21 protein-coding genes are annotated in these 22,876 nt (G+C 63.0%); 3 read left to right on the forward strand and 18 right to left on the reverse strand.

The features are described 5' to 3' along the window. Nucleotides 1-25: 25 nt before the first annotated feature. From lpxK to ACVDHI_RS00410, 12 genes are all read right to left on the reverse strand, one after another. Nucleotides 26-1,024 (reverse strand): tetraacyldisaccharide 4'-kinase, encoded by a 999-nt coding sequence (gene lpxK, locus ACVDHI_RS00355; protein ID WP_447211553.1) that lies wholly within the window; start codon nt 1,022-1,024, stop codon nt 26-28. After that, complete coding sequence (gene msbA / locus ACVDHI_RS00360) at nt 1,024-2,793, reverse strand: lipid A ABC transporter ATP-binding protein/permease MsbA (RefSeq protein WP_039040276.1); 1,770 nt, start codon at nt 2,791-2,793, stop codon at nt 1,024-1,026. Before msbA ends, lpxK begins: the two co-directional genes overlap by 1 nt. A gap of 134 nt (nt 2,794-2,927) precedes the next feature. Continuing rightward, complete coding sequence (locus tag ACVDHI_RS00365) at nt 2,928-4,823, reverse strand: DNA internalization-related competence protein ComEC/Rec2 (protein WP_447211554.1); 1,896 nt, start codon at nt 4,821-4,823, stop codon at nt 2,928-2,930. 151 nt (nt 4,824-4,974) lie between these two features. Then, complete coding sequence (locus ACVDHI_RS00370) at nt 4,975-5,484, reverse strand: GspH/FimT family pseudopilin (RefSeq protein WP_128297275.1); 510 nt, start codon at nt 5,482-5,484, stop codon at nt 4,975-4,977. A 78-nt stretch (nt 5,485-5,562) separates the two neighbouring features. Continuing rightward, nucleotides 5,563-5,787, reverse strand: a complete 225-nt coding sequence (locus ACVDHI_RS00375; RefSeq protein ID WP_202014209.1) for a hypothetical protein — start codon at nt 5,785-5,787, stop codon at nt 5,563-5,565. Further along, nucleotides 5,784-7,733, reverse strand: a complete 1,950-nt coding sequence (locus tag ACVDHI_RS00380) for a hypothetical protein (protein ID WP_447211555.1) — start codon at nt 7,731-7,733, stop codon at nt 5,784-5,786. The genes ACVDHI_RS00375 and ACVDHI_RS00380 overlap by 4 nt, the downstream gene beginning before the upstream one ends. A gap of 27 nt (nt 7,734-7,760) precedes the next feature. Next, the gene (locus ACVDHI_RS00385) at nt 7,761-8,165 is read right to left on the reverse strand and encodes a hypothetical protein (protein WP_447211556.1); all 405 of its coding nucleotides are present in this window, start codon (nt 8,163-8,165) and stop codon (nt 7,761-7,763) included. 28 nt (nt 8,166-8,193) lie between these two features. Continuing rightward, nucleotides 8,194-8,682: a hypothetical protein gene (locus ACVDHI_RS00390; RefSeq protein ID WP_319892872.1), complete on the reverse strand. Its 489-nt coding sequence runs from the start codon at nt 8,680-8,682 to the stop codon at nt 8,194-8,196. Between the two features lie 2 nt (nt 8,683-8,684). Beyond that, nucleotides 8,685-9,872: a hypothetical protein gene (locus ACVDHI_RS00395; RefSeq protein WP_319892871.1), complete on the reverse strand. Its 1,188-nt coding sequence runs from the start codon at nt 9,870-9,872 to the stop codon at nt 8,685-8,687. 45 nt (nt 9,873-9,917) lie between these two features. Then, a complete protein-coding gene (locus tag ACVDHI_RS00400) occupies nt 9,918-13,532 on the reverse strand; it encodes a curculin (mannose-binding) lectin protein (protein ID WP_447211557.1) in 3,615 nt (1,204 codons plus the stop codon). Then, entirely contained in the window at nt 13,529-13,897 is a 369-nt protein-coding gene (locus tag ACVDHI_RS00405) for a hypothetical protein (RefSeq protein WP_447211558.1), read from the reverse strand. The genes ACVDHI_RS00400 and ACVDHI_RS00405 overlap by 4 nt, the downstream gene beginning before the upstream one ends. Continuing rightward, nucleotides 13,894-16,731 carry a tape measure protein gene (locus tag ACVDHI_RS00410; RefSeq protein ID WP_447211559.1) on the reverse strand — a complete coding sequence of 946 codons (2,838 nt, stop codon included), beginning with the start codon at nt 16,729-16,731 and terminating at the stop codon, nt 13,894-13,896. The genes ACVDHI_RS00405 and ACVDHI_RS00410 overlap by 4 nt, the downstream gene beginning before the upstream one ends. Before the next feature lie 193 nt (nt 16,732-16,924). Between ACVDHI_RS00410 and ACVDHI_RS00415 the strand changes: the two genes are divergently transcribed. From ACVDHI_RS00415 to ACVDHI_RS00425, 3 genes are all read left to right on the forward strand, one after another. Continuing rightward, complete coding sequence (locus ACVDHI_RS00415) at nt 16,925-17,533, forward strand: hypothetical protein (RefSeq protein WP_447211560.1); 609 nt, start codon at nt 16,925-16,927, stop codon at nt 17,531-17,533. A 73-nt stretch (nt 17,534-17,606) separates the two neighbouring features. Then, nucleotides 17,607-17,912: a hypothetical protein gene (locus ACVDHI_RS00420; protein WP_447211561.1), complete on the forward strand. Its 306-nt coding sequence runs from the start codon at nt 17,607-17,609 to the stop codon at nt 17,910-17,912. Nucleotides 17,913-17,945: 33 nt separating this feature from the next. After that, on the forward strand, nt 17,946-18,386 hold the full coding sequence (locus ACVDHI_RS00425) for a hypothetical protein (protein ID WP_447211562.1): 441 nt from the start codon (nt 17,946-17,948) through the stop codon (nt 18,384-18,386). Between the two features lie 47 nt (nt 18,387-18,433). Here ACVDHI_RS00425 and ACVDHI_RS00430 read toward each other — a convergent pair whose 3' ends face one another. The 6 genes from ACVDHI_RS00430 to ACVDHI_RS00455 form a co-directional block, all read right to left on the reverse strand. Next, nucleotides 18,434-19,183, reverse strand: coding sequence for a phage tail tube protein (locus ACVDHI_RS00430; protein ID WP_447211563.1), 750 nt, complete (start codon nt 19,181-19,183; stop codon nt 18,434-18,436). Further along, nucleotides 19,180-19,617, reverse strand: coding sequence for a phage tail terminator protein (locus ACVDHI_RS00435; protein WP_216987522.1), 438 nt, complete (start codon nt 19,615-19,617; stop codon nt 19,180-19,182). Before ACVDHI_RS00435 ends, ACVDHI_RS00430 begins: the two co-directional genes overlap by 4 nt. Further along, on the reverse strand, nt 19,614-20,027 hold the full coding sequence (locus ACVDHI_RS00440; RefSeq protein ID WP_447211564.1) for a gp436 family protein: 414 nt from the start codon (nt 20,025-20,027) through the stop codon (nt 19,614-19,616). Before ACVDHI_RS00440 ends, ACVDHI_RS00435 begins: the two co-directional genes overlap by 4 nt. A gap of 1 nt (nt 20,028) precedes the next feature. Then, nucleotides 20,029-20,511, reverse strand: a complete 483-nt coding sequence (locus ACVDHI_RS00445) for a Rho termination factor N-terminal domain-containing protein (RefSeq protein ID WP_408765193.1) — start codon at nt 20,509-20,511, stop codon at nt 20,029-20,031. 104 nt (nt 20,512-20,615) lie between these two features. After that, nucleotides 20,616-21,524, reverse strand: coding sequence for a Mu-like prophage major head subunit gpT family protein (locus tag ACVDHI_RS00450; protein ID WP_202014440.1), 909 nt, complete (start codon nt 21,522-21,524; stop codon nt 20,616-20,618). A 54-nt stretch (nt 21,525-21,578) separates the two neighbouring features. Continuing rightward, complete coding sequence (locus ACVDHI_RS00455) at nt 21,579-22,724, reverse strand: phage protease (RefSeq protein WP_447211565.1); 1,146 nt, start codon at nt 22,722-22,724, stop codon at nt 21,579-21,581. Nucleotides 22,725-22,876: the final 152 nt, after the last annotated feature.

Genomic DNA, 22,876 nt, shown 5'->3' on the forward strand with positions numbered 1-22,876 from the left:
GTCTGTTCCAATCCGGTGGCGCCCGTCAGGGCGCCTGGTGCCCGTTCCCTCTTCCGGGCTGCGGGCCCAGGGTGCGCAGCAGCGCCTCCCCCAGGGCATCGGGCAGCTCGGCGCTGACCGGCAGATACCACCAGTTGTCCGGGGCAAAGGGGCGGCACTTGACCGCATCCTTCTCGGTCATCAGCAAGGGGCGCTGGCGGAAGCGGGCCAGCAGCTCGGCGGCGTCGAACGCCTGGTGATCCCCGTAGCCGACGCTCTGCACCAGCTCGTAACCAAGGGCGGTCAGGGTGGCGAAGAAACGGGGGGGATGGCCGATGCCTGCCAGGGCATCCACCGGCCCCGAGAGGGGGGCCGTGAGAGGCGCATCATCGCACACCCGGCGCAGGGTATCCGGCACCAGGCGCATGGCGTATTCGCCACGGGCGGGTTCGCCGCCGTTGCAGATGATGGCGTCCACCCGCTTGAGGCGGGTCGTGGGCTCGCGCAGCGGCCCCATGGGCAGCAGACAGCCATTGCCAAAGCGGCGCGCCCCGTCCACCACCACCAGTTCGATGTCACGGGCCAGGGCATAGTGCTGCAGGCCGTCGTCGGTGACGATGATGTCCACCTCACCGCTTTGCTCCAGCAACCGCACAGCATCGGCCCGTCTGGGGGCCACCGCCACGGGGCAGCCGCAGCGCCTTGCGATGAGCACGGGCTCATCCCCGGCCTCGGCCGGGGTGCTGCTCTCATCCAGTCGATAGGGGTAATGGGGCGCCTTGCCGCCATAGCCGCGGCTGACCACGCCTGGGCGCCAGCCCCGGGCCTGGAGTTGTTCCACCAGCCAGACCACCACCGGGGTCTTGCCGTTGCCCCCCACCGAGAGATTGCCCACCACCACCACCGGCAGGGTGGCCCGATAGGCGCGGAACCAGCCCCGGCGATACCCCAGACGGCGGACGCCGCTGACCAGGGCAAACAGCAGGGCGAAGGGGGCCAGCCCCCAACGCCAGAGGCTGTTCCCGTACCAGAGTCTGGCCAGCATCAGCCCTGGTTACCCGTGGCTGTATTACCAAACTGAATGGCCCGCAGCTGGGCATAAGTACCATGCATGTCCATCAGGGTTTGGTGGTTGCCGCGCTCGACGATGTGTCCCTCGTCGATCACCAGGATCTCGTCCGCCTTCTCGATGGTGGAGAGGCGGTGGGCGATCACGAGGGAAGTGCGCGCCTTGCACAGCTCGTCGATGGCCGCCTGGATGTGGCGCTCGGACTCGGTGTCCAGGGCCGAGGTGGCTTCGTCCAGCAACAGCACCGGGGAGTCCCGCAGCAGGGCGCGGGCGATGGCGATGCGCTGGCGCTGGCCGCCGGAGAGGGAGGCGCCGTTCTCGCCGATGACGGTGTCATAGCCTTCCGGCATCTTGCTGACGAAGTCGTCCGCATGGGCGATGCGGGCCGCCTGCTGGATCTCGTCGCGGCTGTACTTCTCTTCCGCCGCGTAGGCGATGTTGTTGGCCACGGAGTCGTTGAACAGATGCACGTGCTGGGAGACCAGGGCGTACTGCTTGCGCAGCTCGCTCAGGCGGTATTCGCGGATGTTGACGCCATCCAGCAGAATTTCCCCCTCTTCGATGTCATAGAAGCGGGTCAGGAGGCTCGCGATGGTGCTCTTGCCGGAACCGGAACGCCCCACCAGGGCCACCGATTTGCCTGCCTCCACCTTGAAGCTGATGTTGCGCAGCGCTGGTGTCTCCTTGGTCGGGTAGGTGAAGGTGACGTTGCGAAACTCGATTTCACCTCGGGCACGTTCCAGGGTACGGGTGCCGGTGTCCTGCTCCGGGGTGGAGTCCAGCAGACCGAACAGGCTCTGGCAGGCGGTGATGCCGCGCTGGAACTGGTTGTTCACGTCGGTCAGGCTTTTCAGCGGCTTGAGCAGCATCATCATGGAAGTGACCATGACGGTGAAGGTGCCCGCGGTCAGGGTCGCCTTGACGCTGTCGATGGTGGCGACATAGAGGAAGACTGCAAGGGCCACGGAGGCCACCATCTGGACGATGGGGCTGCCGATGGCGTCGGCGGCGACCATCTTCATGGTCTGCTGGCGCATCCGGTTGCTCACCTGGTAGAAGCGCTTGTCCTCCACCTCCTGGCCCCCGAACATCAGCACCTCTTTGTGCCCCTTGAGCATCTGCTCGGTGGAGGTGGTGATGTCACCCACCGCCTGCTGGATGTGGCGGCTTATCTTGCGAAAACGTCGGCTGATGATGCTGATGAGGATCCCGACCAGGGGCCCCACCACCAGGAAGATCACCGACAACTGCCAGGAGTGCCAGAACATCAGGCCCAGCAGGCCGATGACGGTGGCCCCTTCCCGCACCAGGGAGACCAGGGTCGAGCTCGCGGCGGACGACACTTGACCGGCGTCATAGGTCACCTTGGAGAGCAGGTTGCCGGTGTTCTGGCGGTCGAAGAAGCTCATGGGCATGGCCATCAGGTGGCTGAACACCTGCTGCTGCAGGCGCATCACCACGTGGTTGCCGACCCAGGCCATGCAGTAGTTGGAGAGGAAGGCGGCGCAGCCGCGCAGAGCCACGATGCCGAGGACGAAGAAGGGCATCCACTTGAGCACGCTGCTGTCGTTGCCGTTGAGCCCCTGGTCGATGAGCGGTTTGATGGAGTAGACGAAGGTGGTATCCACGGCCGCGTAACCCAGCATGCCAATGATGCCGCCCACCAGACCCAGCTTGCGATCCCGGACATAACCGAGCAGGCGCTTGAAGACGGTCCAGCTCTCTTGTGAGGTTTCTTGTTGCATGAATAGCCGTTAATAAGGGAAATGACGGGCTATTCTAGCCAAACCTTGGAGCTACACCAAGCGCCGCTGGCGCGATGGCTACAACCCGGGTCACAAATGAAGGTCGCCCCTTGCCGGGCAGGCTCACCGGATCCTCACTCCCTTCCCCATACCTGCGGCTGCCACCAGGGGCCGCCACGCCTGTACCAGGGCCCCTGCTCCCGCTCGGCCCGGATCCTGAGTCCAGCGTCCCCCGGCTCGATCAGGATGGCGCCCGCCTCCCCCGTGACCCACTGCCGCGCCCCCTGGTATCGCGCCACCACCTCGGGGCGGGGAAAGCCCCACTGGTTCATGAAGCCTGCGCTGTGCACCACGAAGGCAGGTTTCACCGCCGCCACGAAGGGGGCCGTGGAGGAGGTGCGACTGCCATGATGCGGGCTCACCAGCAGGGTGCTGGCCAGCCCAGCTCCCTCACCCTCCTCCAGCGCCAGTGCCAGCAGGCGGCGCTCCGCCTGCTGCTCGATGTCGCCGCTCAGCAGCAGCCGATGACGCCCGTCGTCCAGCTGCACCACGCAACTGTCGTTGTTGCGCCCCGCCCCGGCAGCCAGGGGCCAGAGCACCCGCACATCCAGCCCCTGCCAGTGCCACTGCTGACCTCGGCGGCAGGCCTGGGTAGCCGGTGTAAAGGGAAAGGAGGAGAGCTCCCGGCGCACCGCCATGCTCTGCAGCAGAGCCTGCCGGTTGCCCGCGTGATCCCTGTCTCTGTGGCTGATGATCAGGGTGTCGATCACCCGGATGCCGAGCCGGTTGAGCAGGGGCAGGATGGCCGCATCCGCCATGTTGTAGCCCCCGGGGTAGCGATCCCCGGTATCAAACAGGATGGCCCGCTCGCCCCGGGTGACGAGCACCGAGAGCCCCTGCCCCACGTCCAGCACCCGCACCTGCCAGGAAGCGGAAGCAGGCCAGAGGGCGAGCAGCAGGGCCGCCGCCACCGGCCCCCCCAGGGCGCGCCCTCCCGGCAGATGCCATCCCGTCCACAGCAGGATCAGCAGGGCGCTGGCGGGCATCAGCCAGCCGGGCACCGGCCACCAGAGCTGCAGGCGATCCCCCAGCTGCGTGAGCCCCCACAGCACCCACTCCAGGCCGAAGGCGGAGACCCAGAGCAGGCCGTAGGCCAGCAACGTGGAGAGGGGCGCCACCAGTACGCCGACGAGCGCCAGGGGAATGATGACAAGGCAGAACAGCGGCAGTGCCAGCAGATTGAGCAGAAACGCCAGGGGCGCCATCCCCTCGAACAGCAGCAGTTGCAGGGGCAGCAATCCGAGCAGCAGCAGAAGTTGCAGCCGCACCAGGCCGGGGCGATCGTGCAACAGGCTCGCCAGCAACAGCAGGGCCACCGCCAGAAAAGAGAGCCAGAACCCCGCCGAATAGAGGGCGAAAGGGTCCCACAATGTCAGCACCACAAAGGCCCACAGCCAGATCCGGTGGCTCGGCCAGTCCCGCTTTAGCCAGCGCAGCAGGCTCCACACCAGCACCATGATGAGGGCACGCTCGGTGGCCACCGCAAACCCCGCCAGGCAGCTGTAGGTGGCCGCGAACAGGAGTGACACGCAGATAGCCCCGCGCAGCCCGAACAGCCGCCCGAGCCACCAGCCGAGTACCGCCACCAGGGCGATATGCTGGCCCGAGATGGCGATGATGTGGGTCAGGCCGCTGCCGCGAAAGAGTTCCCACTGGGCATCCGTGATCCCCCCCTGTTCCCCGAAGGTGAGGGCCGCCAGCAGGGGGGCCTGCGCCATCCCCTCCCAGGCGCGACTCGCCGCCGCCAGCCAGCGATCGCGCACACCCGGGGGCACGGCATCCAGGGCGATGACCCGGCGCAGGTTGCCGGTGGCGGTGATCCCCTTGCCAAGGAGCAGGCGTCGCCCATCCATTCCCGCTTCGTTGGCCAGGCCATGGGCCGGCTTGAGAGAGGTCACCAGGGTGACGCGGCTGCCGGCAGGCAACGGCGGCAACACCTGATAGGCATTGACCCGCACCAGGGGTGGCACGATGAGGGGGCGATCGTCCAGGGTGTCGAGGCGCAGCAGCAGGTGTAGCCCGCCGCGAAAAATGAGAAATTCTTGCGGAGAAAATGACCATCGACTGGAGCATGGTATTTATCATTCTCGGCGATGCAGATTCCGCCGAGAATGAAAGATGCTATTGGCAGATGAATGCTTGAGTTTCTTGACGGGTTCGGCCACTTGGCGGCGTCACAAGATTGACCTGTGCATTACCTGAGATACAGAGGCTGATGACATGTTCATCTTCATCATCGATATCCCGAGTACCATCCGGGCTGAAAGTGCTAGAGGTGATGCTGTTAGTTGCTGTCAGTGAGCTGGGGAAATCTGCACTTCTTACCAAAACCTGCTCTCCATTGTTCAGGACGTCATTTGCATTGTCGTCAATGAACACCAAGAAATGCGAGGGGTCTGCCGTTACGCAATTGTCGTTGGCATCAGCCAAACACGCTGTCACTACCGTCTGATTGTCAATTGCTTGGCTACGAGCGAATCTCATGTTTTTCAGTATGTTACGGGACTCGAAATGCAGAGCGTTTCCGCTGAGCAAGCTGGATAAAGCCGGGGCCCCAATACCGAGTAAAATGACGCCCAAACTGACCGCTATCATCAGTTCAAGCAATGTGAATCCTTTCACATTCTTCATAGCGATATCCTCCTTGAACAAATAAAGCCTAACCACTGATTGCCATATCGCCAGAAAAAGCCAACGTTTAACAGGGGTTTAAACCTCGATTTCATAGGTTGGTAAATCAGGCGCGGGCCCAATGATGGCGCCTCCCTGGTAAAACGCCTTCTGGCCGATGGCCACCCCTCCCCCACGCACGATCACCACGCCCCCGCCCGGGGTCTCCAGCGTGGTGCCAGTGCCCGTCGTTGCGGTGACGGTACCGACCAGCAGCGGGTCGGCACCGGGTATCAGCTCCCGGAACTGCTTGAACAGGTTCATACAAATCGCTCCACCGTCAGTTGCTGGCGCACCGTCATGGCCTTGTTCTGCAGCTCAGCAGAGACCCTGACGCCCCGGTTGTATCCCTTCCAGCCATCCACCGCGAGCAACGCCCCGGGCAGAATAAGCCCCGTATCGGCAGACAATGGCAGCTGGATGGTCTGGGTGCGCTTCGGCATAGTCTTGGCTAGCCCCACCACACCTTGGGCGCGGGCCGCCACCACATCGCACACCAGCGGGTGGGTGATGGCCGAAGCCTGCCGCTCCCCTGCTGTGCCTTGGCGCAGCACCCGGGCATTGATGCCCTGATGACCACCGCTGACATAGATGCCGTTCGCCGGCAGTCCCGGCTGGAAGTCGCTGCCCAGCGTCGTGATGATGGCGCGGGGGATGGCCACGTCGGCCAGCGCTCCATCGATCTGCCAGGGCACGGTCGGATAGCGCGGCTTGATGACCAGGTGCCGATCGCGCTGGTGCGGCAACACGAACCCACCCGCCGCCTCGGCCAGGTACTTGATCGCCTCGATGGGAGTCTGGCTATCGAGGCTGAAGAAGCCGCCAGGTACCAGCCAATCCGGCGCCTGCCAGTCCAGGGTCCAGCCGAACGGCAGCAGCGCCTCTGCGAGCTGGGCTATGGTCGCTGCACCGATCTCGCTCACAGCCTGGGGTAAGACATGGGTCGGTGACAAATAGGCCGTGCGAGAGCGCCCGGTGAGGGTCGCCGACTCACGGGCAAAGCTCTGGCTTGATTGCCAGCCATCGCACACACAATCCCACTGCTGGCCGTTGACGAAGATGCTTACCTCCTCCTCGTCCGTCATCTCGGCTGCCGCGATGCGGGGGATCTGGGCCGTGAACTGCCAGGCCCAGGAATCGGTATCGAGCTCGATGCTCAGCGAGGTGGCGGGAATGTCTGTCCCATCCCTGACCCGCACAATGCTTGCTGCGTTGCTCACCAGGTAAACCCTCCGGGTTGGAATAACGATGTGGGCCTGCCCGAACCAAACAAACTCCAGGGAGGCATCCCCCCGTTGTCGGCCAAACACCAGCGCCTTAGTGCGTTTGTCTGGCCGCTCCGGCTTGATGGGCGGCTTGGGGGGCGGACTGGTCCCCCAGGGGGGCTGCATCGCCTCCTCCCACCGCTCCAGCCAGCCCTTGTGCAGGGGCAGGCCGAGCTGCCACTGCTGGCCGCTCAGGGTGAATCCTTGCGGGGCACCCTGCTGCCAGCGGTCTGCCTGCCAGACCTTGTCCTGGCGCGGCGGGTTGCGATACCCGCTCACCTGCCAGCGGCTGACCGGCGCACCCTCGACCCAGAGCGAGCGGGTGACGGCATGGCCTGGCGGCAGGCTGTCGAATCCCTGGCCATGGCTCGCGTTAAGCGGCAGGGCCTCGTCAAACAGCCCCCGCACCGGCTCATGGTGGCACGGCAGTTGTTCACTGAGATCCACCACCACCGCCATCAGGGCCCCGGCCTCCTGCCAGTCACCTGAACAGGTCGCGGGGGTCAAGGCGGGCCGTTGCCAGTCGCTGGCCACCGCCGTGGTCACCAGGGCGGCCCTGTCCCAATCCCCGGCGCTGGTGTGGCTGGGGCCCCTGAACACGTTGATGTCATAGCCCGCTTCAAAGTCGTGCAGCACCGCCCTGGTGGTGCTGGCCAGGGTCGCCTCGATGACCACGGTGGCGCTGACGACGGGCACCGGCGCCGCCAGTTCAGCGCTCAGGTGACCTGGGTGAACCAGACCGGCCGAGGTGGCCAGCACCGGCGCGGCGCTCTGCCCTTGCAGCAGGGCGGGCAACACCAGTCCAGGCGAACAGGCCAGGCTGGGCGGCAGGCTGGTGCCCTGCAACACTGCCTCATAGCGCACCACCAAGAGCGGGTTCAGCTCCAGGGCGGCGCTGGTCTTGCGGGCCTTGCGCAGTTCAAGCCGGGCGTCTGTTCTGGCCATGCTGACCTCGGGGCTCAGGAGGAGCGATTAGGGTTCTGTGATGGTGGCGCTGTTGATGCGCACCATGGCGCCGGTGAACAGCTCGGTGGCGGGGATCTCGATGTCGGCACCGAGGCCGGGCGGCCCCACCTCCAGATCCGCCACAAAGTCGCCGTCCCGGTTGGCGATGCGTCCCCAAGCATGGATCCCGCTGGCGGTCGCCATCTGCTCGGCCAGCGGCTTAAGGGTCAGCACCCCGCCCGTCACGCTCTGGGCGCAGGGGTGGGGGAACTGCAGCGCCACCAACAGCACCTGGGTGGTGATGGCCGCCCCGGGGGCAGGTCTCGGGCCGGTGTAGATCTTGAGGGTCGCGGCGCCCGCGCTCCCCTCGTCGATGGCAGCCGCCAGCAGCTGGGCGCGGCTGGTGCGCAGGGCATCAGAGAAAACGAGCATATCAACCTCCGCAGGTCATGCAGCCCGGTCATACCAGGCCAACCCCCTCACCGGGGGCGTAGGGGGCGGCGAGCTGGTAGTCGGCCGCCACCGCGTTGTAATCGGCGGGGCCGAAGGCGGGATCGTCCTGGGCAACCAGCATGTAACGGCGGTTGAGCCAGAGCAGATCGAACCGGTACTTGCCATCACTGGCCCGGCTGTAGGTCTCCCCGATAAGGTTGCCCGCCTGGTCGAGGCAGAGCACCCGGCGCCGGACCCCCTCGCCGTCGATGGTGACCGTGCTCTCGATGTAGCCCTGCAGCACATTCTGGGTGCCGTCCCTGACCCAGTTCAGATCCTGGCCCTGACAGAGCGGGTCGGTCGTCACGTCCACGGCCGGCATGGGCCCGGCATAGACATGGCCAGGGCTGCCACGCCAAGCCACATCCTGTGGTTGGAACTGGGCACGAGTCTCTTGGTTGGCAGGTATGGCCGTGATGCGAACCACTGTCGCCGTATAGGGCAGATCATCAGCCATGATTACCTCCAGGGGCCGGTCAGATCGAACCCCGCCATGGTAGGTGCAATTGTTCCGTTGGCGGTATAAGTGGCCAGCAGGAAACGCGCTAACTTGCCATTCAAGGCAGGTAGGGCGGCAAAGTTCTTACGATGCCAATCCGTCACCGTGGCAAACGGGCATATCAAGCCGGGTAGGTATCCGCGCAGATGGTTGCCAGTCTCCATCACCATGCAAGGATCCCCGCTCATGTAAAACCCATTATCCGGCCCATTAGGGGTGTTCATCCCAGTGCCGAAGCGGGGAAACAACCCTTTTAACCAGAACCCTGAAGTCCCGAACAACTGCGAGTAAGATCGAGCAATGACTCTGAAAGTGGTGGCGTCAAAAGCCAGGCCTTCGTTGTAATAGTTGCCGTTAGAGGAAATATTATATTCCCATGAACGCGTGTCGGCATTGGCAGAGGTAGAGGCATAATGGATTAAAATGGCATGGTAACGGTCGCCTGGGCGAATGCTATTGATATATCCAAAAGCGTACAGCGCTTGACGATTCAGAATGCCGTATGCCGGTAAGAAATAGAACAACTGGGGATCACCTATCAAATCCCAGTTGCCGGTGCTATACGCTTTGGTCGCCGGCCAACGATGCTCATAAATCAGGGTGTAAGTGTTAATATCCACCACATCCTCGACCATGGCTACTTTGGCCAAGTAGCCTTTGTAGGTTGTCCCTGCCCAGCCAGAAAACGCCGTATTATCTACCCGCAGGCTCACGTTCCCCGACTCGCTGACGTTGGTTGGCCGGTAGATGGCCACCATGCCGTCACCGCTCTCGTGGGTCTGGGTCCAGCCGAGGGGAGCCACCTTCATCGACATGGTGCCGCTGCCGGCACTGCCCGGGTTGCCCCCGTCCAGTTCAAACCAGACCTCTGTGCTGCTCACCTTCTTGACCCTGTGCTCGCCGTTGTAGGCGGCAGGGCTGGCGCCGCTCACCTCGACCACCGAGTCCTGCAGGTAGGCGTGACCGCCAGAAATGGTGGCCTTGGCGGCCCCCTCGGTGGCATCCCACACCAGGGCATTGATGGTGAGGGTGCCAAACCCGGTCACCAGTACCGCCTTGAGCAGGGCCGCCAGGGCCCCGGCGCTGGTGTCCCCCAGGCTGGGCGCCCCTTGCATCGCATTGCTATACCATTTCACCGGAAAAGCCATGGTGTTCTCCTGATTGGTTGGAGCGGGGCAGATTGCCCCACCCGGTTAACGGTTGACGTTGCCGCGCAGCTGTAGCTCGAACTTGTCGGTCTCTTGCGCCGCCACCGACTGCAGGATGGTGCGGATCACCCAGAGCGGGTACGCCGCCGCCTGGGTGGTGAAGCGCAGCACGTTGCCACTCGACCAGCCCGCCCCCCAGCCACGGTGATCCAGCCGGAAATAGGGCTGGCCGTTGTTGGGGTTGATGGGGGCCAAGTCCGTGTTCACGTCCCCCACCGCTATCTGGCCCACATGCTCCCCGACCAGCACGAAGTTGGTTGGGGAGTTGAAGATGATGGCCCAGCGCTCCTGCAGGGTGGCGCGGTTGGTGACCTGGATCGGGTAGTCGGTGTCGTTGTACTGCGCGGTGGACTGGTCGCCGATGAGGTAATCAGACCAGACATTGGTCCAACTCTTCTGATCGAACAGCCCGGTATAGCGCGCCCACAAGTCGCCGATGATGAGCGCACTGGACACTAGGGTGTCGGCGGCGTCATAGGCGTGAGACAGCGGTCTGGCCAGGGTGAGCCTACCCGAGATCTCCACGTCGCTGACCAGGCTCATGTCCTCGATGCGGTGCACCACGTAGAGGGGTTCGGTATAACCGGTCAGGTTCAGGGGGCTGGCCAGGGTCACCACGCCGCTGTCCAGGTTGACGCTGTAGAGCGCCGGGGCGAGTTGCTTGCCGTCCTTGTCCTCCACATGGGCATGAGCCAACCGTTCGCGGCCGGTGTTGAGCTGCTGCCCGGCACTGACCCCCATGGGGAATGCCGACTTGCGGGTGCTGTGCACCACCACGATGTTGCCGGTGCGGATGAAGGGCACCCGGCCATCGGACGGCAACCGCACCGGATCCAGACCTATGATGTCGGCATCGAGCGGCAGATAGCTGAACACCACGCAGTTAAAGCGGATGGTGTCGGCCACCACGCTGAGCGGGCGCCAGATCTTGCCATCCTCCCCCACCGCCTCGGCGTCATACCAGGGTTGGGCCTCGTTGCCGGCGGCCGTGACCTTGCGGCCAAAGCGCACCCACACCACCCCGGTCTGGTAGTTCACCCGCCCGTCCATGTCGGTGGTGGTGAAATAGCCGTCCCCGTCCGCCGTCGCCTCGATGCGGCGCCCGCTCGCGGTGTTGGCCGCGAGATAGAGGCTGCCCGGGGCCACCGGGGCGCCCGGGGTGCGGAAGGTGACCGCATCCACCGACTGGGCGCTGAACGAGGTGGCAAGGGACTGCAGCGCCGGCTGGGCCGCCTGCCCCGCCGCCCAGTCGGCCAGCACCGCCAGCCCGTTGCTGTAGTCGATGGTGCCCGCCTGAATGCCGGCGCCGGTCTCCGGGTCCGGGTTGCGATAGAGCAGCCCCTGGCGGTCAACGTAGGTGCTCCCCCCTAAGGTGAAGCGCATCGAGCCCTCCAGGATCGCCTCGGCAAAGCCGGGGGTCACGTCGATACGCAGCGCCTGGGCAGTCAGGGTCGCGTTTTGCGCCTGGGCGCTGTTGTTGTTGCGGTAGGTGACATCGACCCAGCCCCCCTCGCCATCGGGGAAGGTGTAGGCGGTGTTGTGGTACTGGATCCCGGTCATGGTCCAGCGCTGCACCGCGATCTGGTTGTTGCCCTCCCAACGGGTGCCCACGGTCACCCAGGCGTAGGTCGGCTTGGGCAAGGGCGCGCTGCCGTCCGGCATAAAGTGCAGGGTGCCGGCGCTGTAGTTGATGGCCCCCAAGACGTTGCCGCTGGCGTCGATGAGCTGGCCCTGGCCGTTATCGCGCAGGGTGATGATGGGGTCGCGGGTCTCGATCACCAGCTGCTGATCGTCCACATCAAACTTGTGGTAGAGCGCGTTGAACTTGACGTGCACCGAGCCTGGGGTCAGGTTGGTGGCCCCGCCCCCCGCCCCATCCAGGGTGATGGAGAGGTGCCCCACCTGACCAGGGGTAGAAAGGCGCCCCGGCTCAACGTGGCGCTCGGTCACCGGTTCGCCGTACTGGTACTGGGCCACGTACTCCTGGCCCAGCGCCGGCAGGGTGATGTGATCGAGGATGATCACCCCCTCGGCATAGTTGATGGTGCCGGTGATGTCGCCCCGGATCCGCCCATCCCCCACCGCATCGTTGGCGGTCTTGCCCGCGCCCCAGGTCAATATCAGGCTCTTGGGGGTGATGCCGGTGTGGGGCAGCTGCCAGGCGCTCTTGCTGATGCTGATGGGCTGGTTGCTGCGGTTGGTGTAGTTGACCGGGGTGGCCCAGCTGAACAGGATGGAGGTGTCCACGTCCGGCAGCGCCCCCAGGGTCAGCATGACCGAGCCGGTGGCCAGGTTGACCACACCGGACCCATAGGATCTGTCCGCCCCGAACAACTCGCCCTTGCCGTTGTCCTTCAAGTCGTACCATTTCCCTTGCGCCATGAACGACACCGTCAGGGTGCCCGGCGCCGGGGTCGGCATCAGGGTGATGGTGTAGGCATAGCCCCGGTTGTTGGCCTTGATCTCGATCTGGGCCGTGTCGGCGATGCGCGACGGCCTGGCTGCAGGCCAGAAACTGACGCTCTTGCTGGCGCCGCCGTAGTTCGGGCACTGGGCGTTGAACTCCAGCTGGCCACGGCCATAGTCGATGGAGCCGATGACCGAGCCCGCCACCACCAACTCGCCGCCCTTGTCGGTGATGGTGGCGGCGCCGATGGTGATGGTCAGGCTGCCCGGCTTGGCGCCGCTGCCGAGGAACAGGCCCCGGCTCGGGGCTATGCTGGCCACGGTCGAGAAGCTGACCAGACCCTGGCCGGAATCCACCAGGCTGGCCAGCTCGCCGGCCGCCGTCAGATCCACCGCCGGGGTTTCGCTCCTGGCCGCCGGCACCAGCTGGGTGAAGATGGTCTTGGCCTTCACCTGCATGGCCCCAAAGGCCGCATTTTCCGCCAGCTTGGTGGTGGCGAAGTAGTTGGACGCATCGGCCACCACGGTTTCGCGCAGGGCGGTCTTGGCGTTGGTCACCACGTCATAGGGGGTCGGTTGCTCCCCCTCGAAGGTGTAGCGCAGCGGATCCGCCAGCTTGCAGGTCACCACGTTGCGGGTGAACTCGGGCACCCCGGGGATCTGGAACTTGGCCAGTTGCTGGGTCACCTCCAGCACCCGCACATACTGCTCAAACTCGCCGGCCTTGCCCTCGTTGCCGACCAGCACCAGGGTCTCCCCCACCTCCGGCAGGCGCACTTCGACGCGCTGGAAGAAGCGGATCGCCCGCTGCCCTTCCAGCTGGGTGTCGTACAGGAAGCCGCGCCACTTGGGCCCACGGGCCAGGTAGCGCTCCAGCACGTCGCGGGCAGCGTCCCGGGTGTCGTGGTGGTCTTTGGTGCTCATCAGGCACAGGCCCACGTTGGGGTCGCTCGGCGGCAACAGCACGGTGGTGTTGGCACCGTAATAGGTGTCGGTGTCGTCGGTCTGTACTGCCAGAAACGCCTTGCGCAGGTTGACCACCCCATAGGCGCGGTCGAGATCGCTGACATCGGGAAACAGACTGTTGTGCTCGCCGCTGACGATTTCGTGGCCGGTTACCCGGCCGCCACCATCGGGGGTATCCGTCAGCCGCTGGCTGCCCAGCAGCTTGATGTCGCCGGAAAGAATGGTCATCGGATCACCTCGGTGAAGTTAAGAGTCAGGGCATAGGGCTCACCCGCCTCGGGGTCAGCCATCTCGATCAGGGGGGTGGCCACGATGCCGGGCCGACGCCAGACCACCTCACGCTGCTTCCCATCGAGCAAAGTGAGGGTCATCAGCTGGGCCACCTGGGCCTCCAGCGCTTTAAGCAAGAGCACCGTGGCGCGGGGGGCATGGCCCACTAGGGTGATGGGGCGTCCCTCCGGCGTGGCCGTTTCCTCGACCAGAAGAGCACCAGAGAGTGTCGGCGTGACAACCTGCTCGACGGGCGACCAATCGAACTCGTCGCGCCAAACGAGATCATCGGGCAGGAACAGCCCGTTTAAGGTGACGTTCATGAGCGCAATCCTTGCTGTTTAAGGAGGTTGATAAGGGCGGCAGCATTGGCCTCATCGGCCTGAATTTCGGCCCGGGCGGTGCCTGATCTCAGCTCGATGATGATCCGCTGGGGCTGCCCCTGGGTGAACGAGGTTTGGGAAGATGGCCCGGCTTGACTGGCAGCCGAGGTGGTGGTCTGCGCTTTCTCTGCTTCCTTGGCCTGGGCTTTGCTCAGTTCCTGCTGGAGCTTGGTGCGCATGGCCTCCATCTCCTTCTGGAACTTCTCTGCGTACCACTTGCTCCACTCGCTATAGGCAGGGATGTCCCTGACCTTCTGGCTGTAGCGGGCCAGCTCCTCTTCCACGCCTGCGAGGGTGTTGGCCAGGGCATCGGCATTGCCGCGCAGGTTGTTGATGTCCACGGTCTTGTAGAAGAACGAGCCGGCGCCCACGGTGCGGGTCACGTCCCCTCGGCCCCCACCGGCACCGCCCCCACCACCTGCAGAGGCCACAGCATTACCGGTCTGCTCCGCCTCTTTCTGTACGCCGCGAAGGCCGGAGCGCATGGCATCGGTGGCACTCTTGGCCTTGGCGGCCGCCGTGTCGAAACCATCGCCGATCGCCGCCACCGCCTGTTTGGCATCGCCGCTGCCCCCCTTCACCTTGCTCATGGCGTCGGCAGCGATGGCCATCGAGCGGGTGATGCCATCCCCGGTGAGCTGGCCCTGCTTGGCCATTGCCTGCATACGCTCGATCACCGCATCGATCTCGGCCTTGTTCTTCGCCTGGTTGAACGCCGCCGCCAGGGCTTCTTCACAGGCTGCCGAACTGGATCCGGTGTATTGCACCAGGGTATCCAGGGCGCCGAGCGTATTCTGGAAACTGGCGCCGATACGACCATTAGCCCGCTCGAAGTCCAGCCCCAGCTCATCAAATGCCCTGGCCAGCTTTGCCGGACCATCCGCCGCCGTCTGCTTGGCCACCGTGTTGATTTCGGCAAGATAGTCGCGGGTCTGCTTGGCTTCATCGCCCAACGCCTTAACGGCGGCTGCCCCTGCTCGCCAGCTGCCGGTGGCCTCGTCGTAATGCACCTTGCCTTCGGCGACCAGGCGATCGAGGTCTGCCACGCTGGTGATGGCCAACCCCAGCTCGGCAGAGAGGGCTGCCAGTTGGCCATTGAGCTGGGCCTGGGTTTGCGAGCGCTGGGCCTGCGCCTCTCGCAGCGCCAACTCCGCCAGCACCAGCTGGCGCAGTGCGTTGGCGAACTGGGTGATCTGGATGATGGATTCCACCGTCACGGCAGCCAGCACAGCCCTGATGGCCATGCCCAGCGCCCACACGCCGATCGCCGCCCCGGCCGCTGCCGTGCCTGCCGTGGTCATTCCCCCTGCTGCCGTGGCCGTCGCCGCAGGCAGGGCGATGAACTGGCCGTAGAGGCCGCGCAGATCGGCAATCCAGCCCGCGATTTTCAGGCCATACCAGGCCTGAGCCATCACCAGCAAAGCATCGCGCCAGGCATAGACGGTCTGGATGAAGGCCTTGATGGACTCCCCAAGCCCGACGATGCCGTCGGAGAGGCGCTGGGCCCACGCCTGCAGGCGGCCATCCTGGGCCATCTGGTCGAACTCACGGTTGAGGCTGGCCAGTTGGTTCTTGAGCCAGGTCAGCGCCCCGTTCTCCGCCACCATGCGGTAGAACTTGGCCAGGTTGTCCTGGGCGTTGGAGATAAGCCCCGAGAGCAGGCTCATGTTGTTGGCCGCTGCCCCGCTCGACTGGGCGGCGATCTCGTTCATCAGGGCCTGGATGGTGTCCCGGCCGAGTTTTCCCGCTTCCGAGAGCTTCTGCAGTTCGGCGGTATTCTTGCCGGTGACCTGCTCCAGCAGTTGCCACACCGGCACACCGCGCTCGATAAGCTGCAGGATCTCCTCCCCCTGCAGCTTCTGCTTGGCCCAGGCTTGGCCCAGCGCCAGGGAGATACCCTGCACCTCCTCAAAGCCGCCGCCGAGCTTGTAGGCCTGATCGACGATGCCCTGCATGGCGCCGTTCATGGGGTCGATGCCAAAGGCCTTGAGGCGCACGAAGACCTGGGTCACCTCGTCGAGCTGCAGCGGGGTGTTCTTGGCGAAGTCCTGTATCCAGGCAGAGGCCTCTTTGCCGCCGGCAATCGACCCCATCACCGCCTTGAGCTGTACATTGAGCCGCTCGGCCTGATCGCCGGTCTGGAACATGGCCATCAGTTGGGTGGTGAGGGTCTGGATACCGAACCAGGTACCGGCCATGGCCACCAGGCGGCCGGTCAGGCTACCGATGGCCCCCTGGAAGCCGCCAGCGCCTTGCGCTCCCTGCACCAGGGAGCGCCCCAGCCGCTCGGTCTGGGCCGCGCTGCCCCGCAGCTCCCGCTGCAGTCTGTTCTGTTCTTGGGCAAGGTTGCGGGTATCGATCCCAGCTTGGGAGAGACCTGCATGCAGGCGACTATGGCTGGCCGCCTGGGCGACCAGTTGGCGCTCCAGTTGCTTGACCTCGGAGGCCAGCAGTCGCTCCTGGTCGGTGAGTTGGCGGGCGCTACCTGCCGCCCCCTGCTGCTCGCGGCGCAATTCGGCCAACTTATCCCGGGAGAGTATGGTGGCCAGTTCGAGCTGGGTCAGGGCGCGGCCGCTGGCCTCGAACTGATTGATCAGCTCCTGCTGCTGAGTCAGGGTTTCAAGCGTCTGCGCCAACCGTTCGGTCTCGGCGGCCGTCTCATCTGAGATAGGGCCCAGCTCCTGCACCTGCCCCGCCAACGCGGCCAGGTCCTCGCGGCCGGTGACCTTGGCCGCCAGCTCCAGGGCGAGTTTGAGAGTGGAAGAGGTGGGCATGGGGCATTCCGATCAGATTCAGATATGCCCCATGGTAAAGAGATGGCAAGATGGGAGGGTTTATGGCGAATTACAGAGGCATGTCACAGGAAGACCATGAACGTTCGATTACGCTGCGCAAATTGAACTGAAGGCCCTGTGGCCCGACTACAAACACTGTATGAGAAATGGTTAGATTCGAGCGAGCGACTCCATGCCTAAAAAGGTTGAACCAATACGTTCAAGTAGTGGCACATTCTCTGCCCGTAATGCTGCAAAATACTTACGGGAGATGATCGTTGAGGGTCGTGACCCTTTACAAGTACTACCTCCTTACTACATAGCAGCCGTATGTGCGCATATGGAAGGACTGTTGAACAACTGCTTTGTTGAGTACTTACACCGAAGACTTGGAACAGACTACTCTCAACGCTTAAAACCATTTCTCTTTATGAGAGTAGAAGAAAGGATGGAACTAGCACCGCTGCTTCTTTCTGATTTTAAATACAAGCTGAATAGTAAGCATCAATTTGTGAAGGATGCTCTTCGGATTTTTGATATGAGAAATCACTTTCTTCATGTTAAGGACCTATGGCATTACGCAAATGTTGACTATGGTGACAATGGCAAAATAATTGGTTTTGAATATTTAGTAAAAAACCACCCAGATCCATATCGTGAAATCGATGGCGAAAACATTGATATTGATGAGATAGAAGTAATTTCTGGACGTTTTTTAAAACGCTTTCGGTCAATGCCAAACACTATCAACAGAAAGAACTTCAAGCCTGATCCTTGGCTTATCGAGGTCAAGCGTCCCTAACTATTATGGCATAAGAGCCGTAGGTTCAATTTGGACTCGATACTCTAATCTATGACCTCACAAGGAACTTTATATGAACGACCCCAAAATATTAGCAGTGCGCTTAAAGGAATTAGCTAAACTGGCCTCACAGGCAGATACCGGTTTTGAAAAAGCAGCTGTGTATGCTGCGACAAAATCAATCCAAGCAGAGTTTGATGCTGTCGAAGAGGAATTTGATGGCTACACCCTAGAAAAGGTTTCCCAAGCTTGCTGGCACATCTGTGCAGCTATTGATTATGACACGACAAACGGCCATGAAAGCGACCAACATATTGTCTGGGCATATGGGAGCATATCATCTCTAGAAACTCAACTTGAGTCACGCTCTGGGAAGTAATCACACTACCAACTAATAATTAAGGATGAAATAATGTTGACTGAAGACGAACTGCGTACTGCACTGATAACTACATCTAGACAACATATTACTCTGACTGCCAAGTATTCCGAGTTTGCTGAAAATCTTGAGCATGCTTTTGGATCACCAAACTCAGAAATGAAAGGACTTTCGGTAAGACGCATTCCTGACACCTCTACTATTGAAATAAATTTCGTTGGTATCTCACTACGGCTTATTTTTTCAACAGTAATTAGAAAGGAAGAACCGAACAGAAATATTGGTATAGTCCGCTGCTATTCATTAGAAACATACCCCGAGGAAAAATCTGTTGAGGTCGGTGGCTTCACGTTTAAACCAAATGGTGATTCTGACTTGATAGATCCTGCAGAGGATGAGCCTTTCAATATCACTCATCATCGCTCGGCGTGGCATATTGGTATGCATCTAATTCACCAAGCATTGATCAAATAAGCAATGCTCATGTAGGGCGGCGGGTCTCCCCGCCGTTCTCATATCTGTCACACCGTCTCCGGCCGATCCACATAGAAAGGCGCATCCTCGCCGTCCAGCGCCAGCAGCTCCCCTTCCAGCTCGATCTCGATGGGCTTGTCGCTCAGGAAGTCCACCGCCTTCTTGGGGGACAAGCTGGCGCGAGGTACCGTCAGCAGGATGGATTCCCCACTGATGACACTGCGCCCATCCAGGGTCAGCTTCGCCTTCACCTCCGGTTGCACGTTGCCGGCGATGCGGGTGCCGGTGATGGCGTTATAGCTGGCACTGACGGTCACGGGCCCACCGTCTGCCACCGCCCCCGCCTTGGTGGCCCGAAGCAGCCCCAGGGCATAGTTGATCTCAAAATCGGTACCGAGCACCAAAGAGGTGGTCCCCTCCTTCACCACCAGGCCGGTGGCCGAGAGGTTGGTCTTGCCCAGGCTCACCCATTTGGGGTGCGCCAACAGGGTCACCGGCACCTCGGTCAGCGTCCCCGCCCCCTGGTTGATGGGGCTCTCCAGCCCCATAAAGGCGGCGGCCAGCAGCACAGGCGGGATCTCGCTGGTCTTGATATTGACCGTAGCAGGCTTGGCCACGAAGTAGCTCTCCCGCGCCTGGCCCAGCTTGTGCTTGCGCTTGCTCGGGATACTGATCTTCTCGCTGTCCGGTTTGACTTCCAGGCTGTTGACGTCCACCGGGCCGATCACCCCGTTCGAGACGTTGTTGGTGAAGGTCTCGATATAGAGATCCCCTTCCAGGTGCAGTGTTTCGCTCATGACCGTTCTCCCTTGAATTTCACTGTCGTCTTGAAGGCAAGGGGCAGATAGACCACCCCACCCTTGTAACTCGGCTTGACCGGTGCGCTTTCACGCCGAAAGGTACTGTCACCGCAGGCCCGACCGGCCACGGCCTGCAACATGCGTCCCAGCCACACCCCGGCGCTGGCTTCCTTGGGGGTGGCTCTATGCACCAACACCAGCAGCCAAACCTGATCGAACGCGCTTTGCCGCCCGCTTTGGCTGGTCTCGCTCTCTCGCTCTCCCTGGTAAATCACATGGATGGCCGGGGTGTGCTGCCCCAGGTTGGCCACCGCCTCCAGGTCGGTGGCCACAAACACCTCCTTGAGCCCCCGGGTCTTCAAAGGCAGCAGCAGCTCGCGCAGCCGCTCCCCCGCAGCCAGGTAGTCGAGTTCAGGCGTGGGGGCACTCATAGGAAGCCCCCAGTTCCCCGGCCAAAGACCCGGCCATCGGACTGCAACTGAGCCAGGTTCAGGCTCTCCACCTGCTCGCCGTCGGCCGCCAGCCCCAGCGCCAGCTCCCCCTTGCCCACCGACTTGAGGAAGGCCAGGGCCGCCTCATTGCGTTTGGCAATCTGCTCCGGCGCCTGCTCGCCATAGAGGCGGTGGCGGGCAATGTCGGCGCAGATGGGGACCAGGGCGCTCGGGACATGGGCCAGCGGCAACGGGTAGCGTCCCGCCAGGTAGCCATCGATCAGGGCGCTGGCGTCCTGCAGGGCGACGGTGATCGCCGCTTCATCCAGCTCGCCGGCCGGGGTCATGGCGAGGCGCAATAGCTCCGCCTCGCCAAAGCGGGTCACCATGTCGCTGACGCTGGCGTACATCTCAGGCGCCCTCGGTTACGGGATCGGCAGGCGGCTCGGTGGTAGTGCCAGCCTCGTCCTTGACCGGGTATTGCACCTCGGTCGCCGCAATGGCAGCCGCCAGCTCGGCCTTCTTCATGCTGGCGGCGCCCGGGATCGCCATCTCCACGGCCAGTTCGCGCAGCTCATCGACCTTCATCTCGACCAACGGGATGACCTTGCCATCCAGCGTGGCGACGCCCGCCAGATAGCCCGAGCCAGTCAGGCCGCCCACTGCTGCGTCCAGATCCCGGCCCGTCTGCGGTGCATCAGCCGTCGCAGGGGCGACGTCTTGACCCAGGCGGGTGACCACCAGGCGCGGATCGGCCTCCAGGGTCTCGCACTGCACAGGCGACACAGCCAGCTCAGACTTGCCAGGTGCAATCGCCAGGCCCGCGCGAAAATAGACCTGACGAACCGTTGATGTGATGCCAACGCGAATAGCCTGTTCCATCTCGTGTTCCATCTCATGTTTCCCTCTGTCTCGTTCAATCCAGGATCCGGTTTAAACGGGGGTTAAACGCCCACACTGCGCTCGCTTCACCCCGCCGTTAAACAGCTCGGTGTCGCTTACAGGTAGTCAGCCACCACCAGTTCCAGCTTGCCCTTGAGCTCGTTGCTGGAGCTGCTTTCCAGCTCGCGCTCCAGCATCTTGGTCGCCAACTTCTCCAGGGCGGGCGGCACCACCAACAGGGTCGGCTTGATGCCGAGCTTGCGGCCGCCATCGGCCTGGAATTCCCGCATCCGGCTGTAGGCATCCCACAGGTTGTCGGGGGTCAGCGCCCGTTTGTTGGCGAACGCCAACTGCCAGAAGCCGAAACCGGCGGCATCACGGCAGTCCACCCCGTAGCGGAACTCCTTGCGGGTGAACACCGCCTCGTCGTCGATCTTGGTCATGGCGATGAGCTCGGGGGACTTGCGATCCTGGAAGATGATCGGCTTGAGGGCGCGGCTGGTATCGAGCAGGAACCAGGGCTCGCCGGTATAGGCGCCATCCACCACCAGGTTGGCCACCAGCGCCGGGGTGCCGGTGCCATCGACCTTGGGATAGACAGGGTGATCGGTATCGAAGAAATACTGGGCGTCGTAGCAGGGTGTGGTGAAACCGGCGCCTAGGAGGCCGAAGCAGAGCTCGTCGGGATGTACCCCGGCCGAGCGCCCCATCTCGGCGAACAGCGGGGCATAGATGCCCAGCTCGTCATCCGCGATATCGTTGCGATCGACGGCCACGGTGGCTTCGAAGTCTTCGTTGACGATCTGGTAACCGTGGGTCTTCATCGACTCGATCACCCGATCCCCGACCCACTTGCGCAAGCTCGGGAACTTGCCGAGCCAGCCATAGGTGTTGGACTTGGTGGTCGATTTGATCACGGTGGCGATCTTGGTGTACTGGGTCGGCGCCTCGCTCTTGGCGTCTTCAAAGTTCTTCTTGAAGCCGGTGAAGAGGGACTGCAGCAGCGCGGGGGTAATCATGGCCATGGTCTATTCCTTCTCTGGTTAAACGGAACTGCCTTCGCGTGAAGCGGGGCTTGCTCAGGCCTTGGCCTTGGCAAAGTCCTCGTGGCTGATGCCGAGCTGGTCGGCGGCGTACTTGTCTTCGGCCGAGAGCACGGCCTCCCCCTTTTTCTCCGGCAGGGTGACGGCGGCGGTCTGGCTCGCCGTGAGCGCGGCGATGGCCGGGCGCGGCTCCAGCAGGGCCTTGAGGGCGGCCACCCCCTTCTGGGCGGCGTAGGCGGTCAGGTACTCCTCTTCGGCCGCCACCACCTTGCCTGCGGTGCGGGCCTCCTTGATGAGGGTCGCGGCATCGGTGGTGTCCACCTGGGCGGTCAGGGCCGCCACCTGGGTGACTAGGGCGTTGTAGGTCGCCACCGGCACGAATTGCGCCAGGTCAACCTGGGCTCCTTGTTGTACTGACGTCATCTGTGCCTTGAGGGCGGCCAGAGCGGTTTTCTCGGCCGAGAGCGCGGCCTCCAGCTCCGGCGCCTTCTTGGCGCTGGCCTGCAGGCTATCGAGCTCGGTGAGCGCCTTCTGCAGTTGCTCGTCGGTCGGGTCACCGGTCAGCTCGATACCGAGCTTGGCCAGCAGCTTTTTCAGCAGTTCATTCATGGAGTTCTCCTTGGTGAAGGTGGCCGGCTGGCCGGGTTGAATCAGTTGGGCACTCAAGGCCGCCAGCGCCTGCATACCCACCACCCCGGGATCGTTGGTGATGGCGGTCATGCGCAGCTCCAGGGGGCGGCCCTGGGCGTCATAGGGGAAGACGGCAGAGAGGAAGCGATACTCTTTGGCAGCAACCAGGGCGGCGGCCCGCTCGGTCCAGCGGGGTTTGATAAAGAGTCCCTCCCCCTCGCGCCACTCGATTTCGTCGCCGTTGTACCAACCGGCCGCCGGGGCTTCCTTGCCCGTCTTTTCGACATTGAGGGTCTGGTGGTCGTAGTCGATGAGGATGTCTTGGCCGAGTGCCTTGGCCCGGTTGATCAGGGTAGTGGCGATGGTCTTGTCGAGCTGCCAGTGACCACCAGGCACATCGAAGGGGCGGCCATCCCTGGCCTTGAACGGGCCGACCGGCAGCAGTTGATACCAACCGTCATCCTGCTGGGTAAGCTGCGCATCGAGCACGGCCAGCCCCAGGGTGGTGGGTCTGGCATTCAAGATGGCCACGGCAATCGCAGATGGGGGCATCACTCTCACTCCGGCTGGTCACAGCAAAAATCACTGGTGCCAGTGTCAGGGAGGTGAGCGAGGGGTGGGGTTTATGGTGGGTTACTGCAACAGCAGGGGGTGCCGGTACTGTTTAAGGGTGTTTAAACACCGTTTTGCTGGGCGAAGAGCGG

It is taken from the genome of Aeromonas sp. 25-248 (genome assembly GCF_053005425.1).

Excerpts from the sequence above, each read along its gene's own strand:
- ACVDHI_RS00445 (WP_408765193.1), bottom strand. The coding sequence starts at position 20,511 with ATGGAACACGAGATGGAACAGGCTATTCGCGTTGGCATCACATCAACG.
- ACVDHI_RS00410 (WP_447211559.1), bottom strand. The coding sequence starts at position 16,731 with ATGCCCACCTCTTCCACTCTCAAACTCGCCCTGGAGCTGGCGGCCAAG.
- ACVDHI_RS00400 (WP_447211557.1), bottom strand. The coding sequence starts at position 13,532 with ATGACCATTCTTTCCGGCGACATCAAGCTGCTGGGCAGCCAGCGGCTG.
- ACVDHI_RS00455 (WP_447211565.1), bottom strand. The coding sequence starts at position 22,724 with ATGCCCCCATCTGCGATTGCCGTGGCCATCTTGAATGCCAGACCCACC.
- lpxK (WP_447211553.1), bottom strand. The coding sequence starts at position 1,024 with ATGCTGGCCAGACTCTGGTACGGGAACAGCCTCTGGCGTTGGGGGCTG.
- ACVDHI_RS00430 (WP_447211563.1), bottom strand. The coding sequence starts at position 19,183 with ATGAGCGAAACACTGCACCTGGAAGGGGATCTCTATATCGAGACCTTC.
- ACVDHI_RS00415 (WP_447211560.1), top strand. The coding sequence starts at position 16,925 with ATGCCTAAAAAGGTTGAACCAATACGTTCAAGTAGTGGCACATTCTCT.
- ACVDHI_RS00370 (WP_128297275.1), bottom strand. The coding sequence starts at position 5,484 with ATGAAGAATGTGAAAGGATTCACATTGCTTGAACTGATGATAGCGGTC.
- ACVDHI_RS00405 (WP_447211558.1), bottom strand. The coding sequence starts at position 13,897 with ATGAACGTCACCTTAAACGGGCTGTTCCTGCCCGATGATCTCGTTTGG.
- ACVDHI_RS00395 (WP_319892871.1), bottom strand. The coding sequence starts at position 9,872 with ATGGCTTTTCCGGTGAAATGGTATAGCAATGCGATGCAAGGGGCGCCC.
- ACVDHI_RS00375 (WP_202014209.1), bottom strand. The coding sequence starts at position 5,787 with ATGAACCTGTTCAAGCAGTTCCGGGAGCTGATACCCGGTGCCGACCCG.
- ACVDHI_RS00385 (WP_447211556.1), bottom strand. The coding sequence starts at position 8,165 with ATGCTCGTTTTCTCTGATGCCCTGCGCACCAGCCGCGCCCAGCTGCTG.
- ACVDHI_RS00380 (WP_447211555.1), bottom strand. The coding sequence starts at position 7,733 with ATGGCCAGAACAGACGCCCGGCTTGAACTGCGCAAGGCCCGCAAGACC.
- ACVDHI_RS00450 (WP_202014440.1), bottom strand. The coding sequence starts at position 21,524 with ATGGCCATGATTACCCCCGCGCTGCTGCAGTCCCTCTTCACCGGCTTC.
- ACVDHI_RS00440 (WP_447211564.1), bottom strand. The coding sequence starts at position 20,027 with ATGTACGCCAGCGTCAGCGACATGGTGACCCGCTTTGGCGAGGCGGAG.
- ACVDHI_RS00390 (WP_319892872.1), bottom strand. The coding sequence starts at position 8,682 with ATGGCTGATGATCTGCCCTATACGGCGACAGTGGTTCGCATCACGGCC.
- ACVDHI_RS00425 (WP_447211562.1), top strand. The coding sequence starts at position 17,946 with ATGTTGACTGAAGACGAACTGCGTACTGCACTGATAACTACATCTAGA.
- ACVDHI_RS00435 (WP_216987522.1), bottom strand. The coding sequence starts at position 19,617 with ATGAGTGCCCCCACGCCTGAACTCGACTACCTGGCTGCGGGGGAGCGG.
- ACVDHI_RS00420 (WP_447211561.1), top strand. The coding sequence starts at position 17,607 with ATGAACGACCCCAAAATATTAGCAGTGCGCTTAAAGGAATTAGCTAAA.
- msbA (WP_039040276.1), bottom strand. The coding sequence starts at position 2,793 with ATGCAACAAGAAACCTCACAAGAGAGCTGGACCGTCTTCAAGCGCCTG.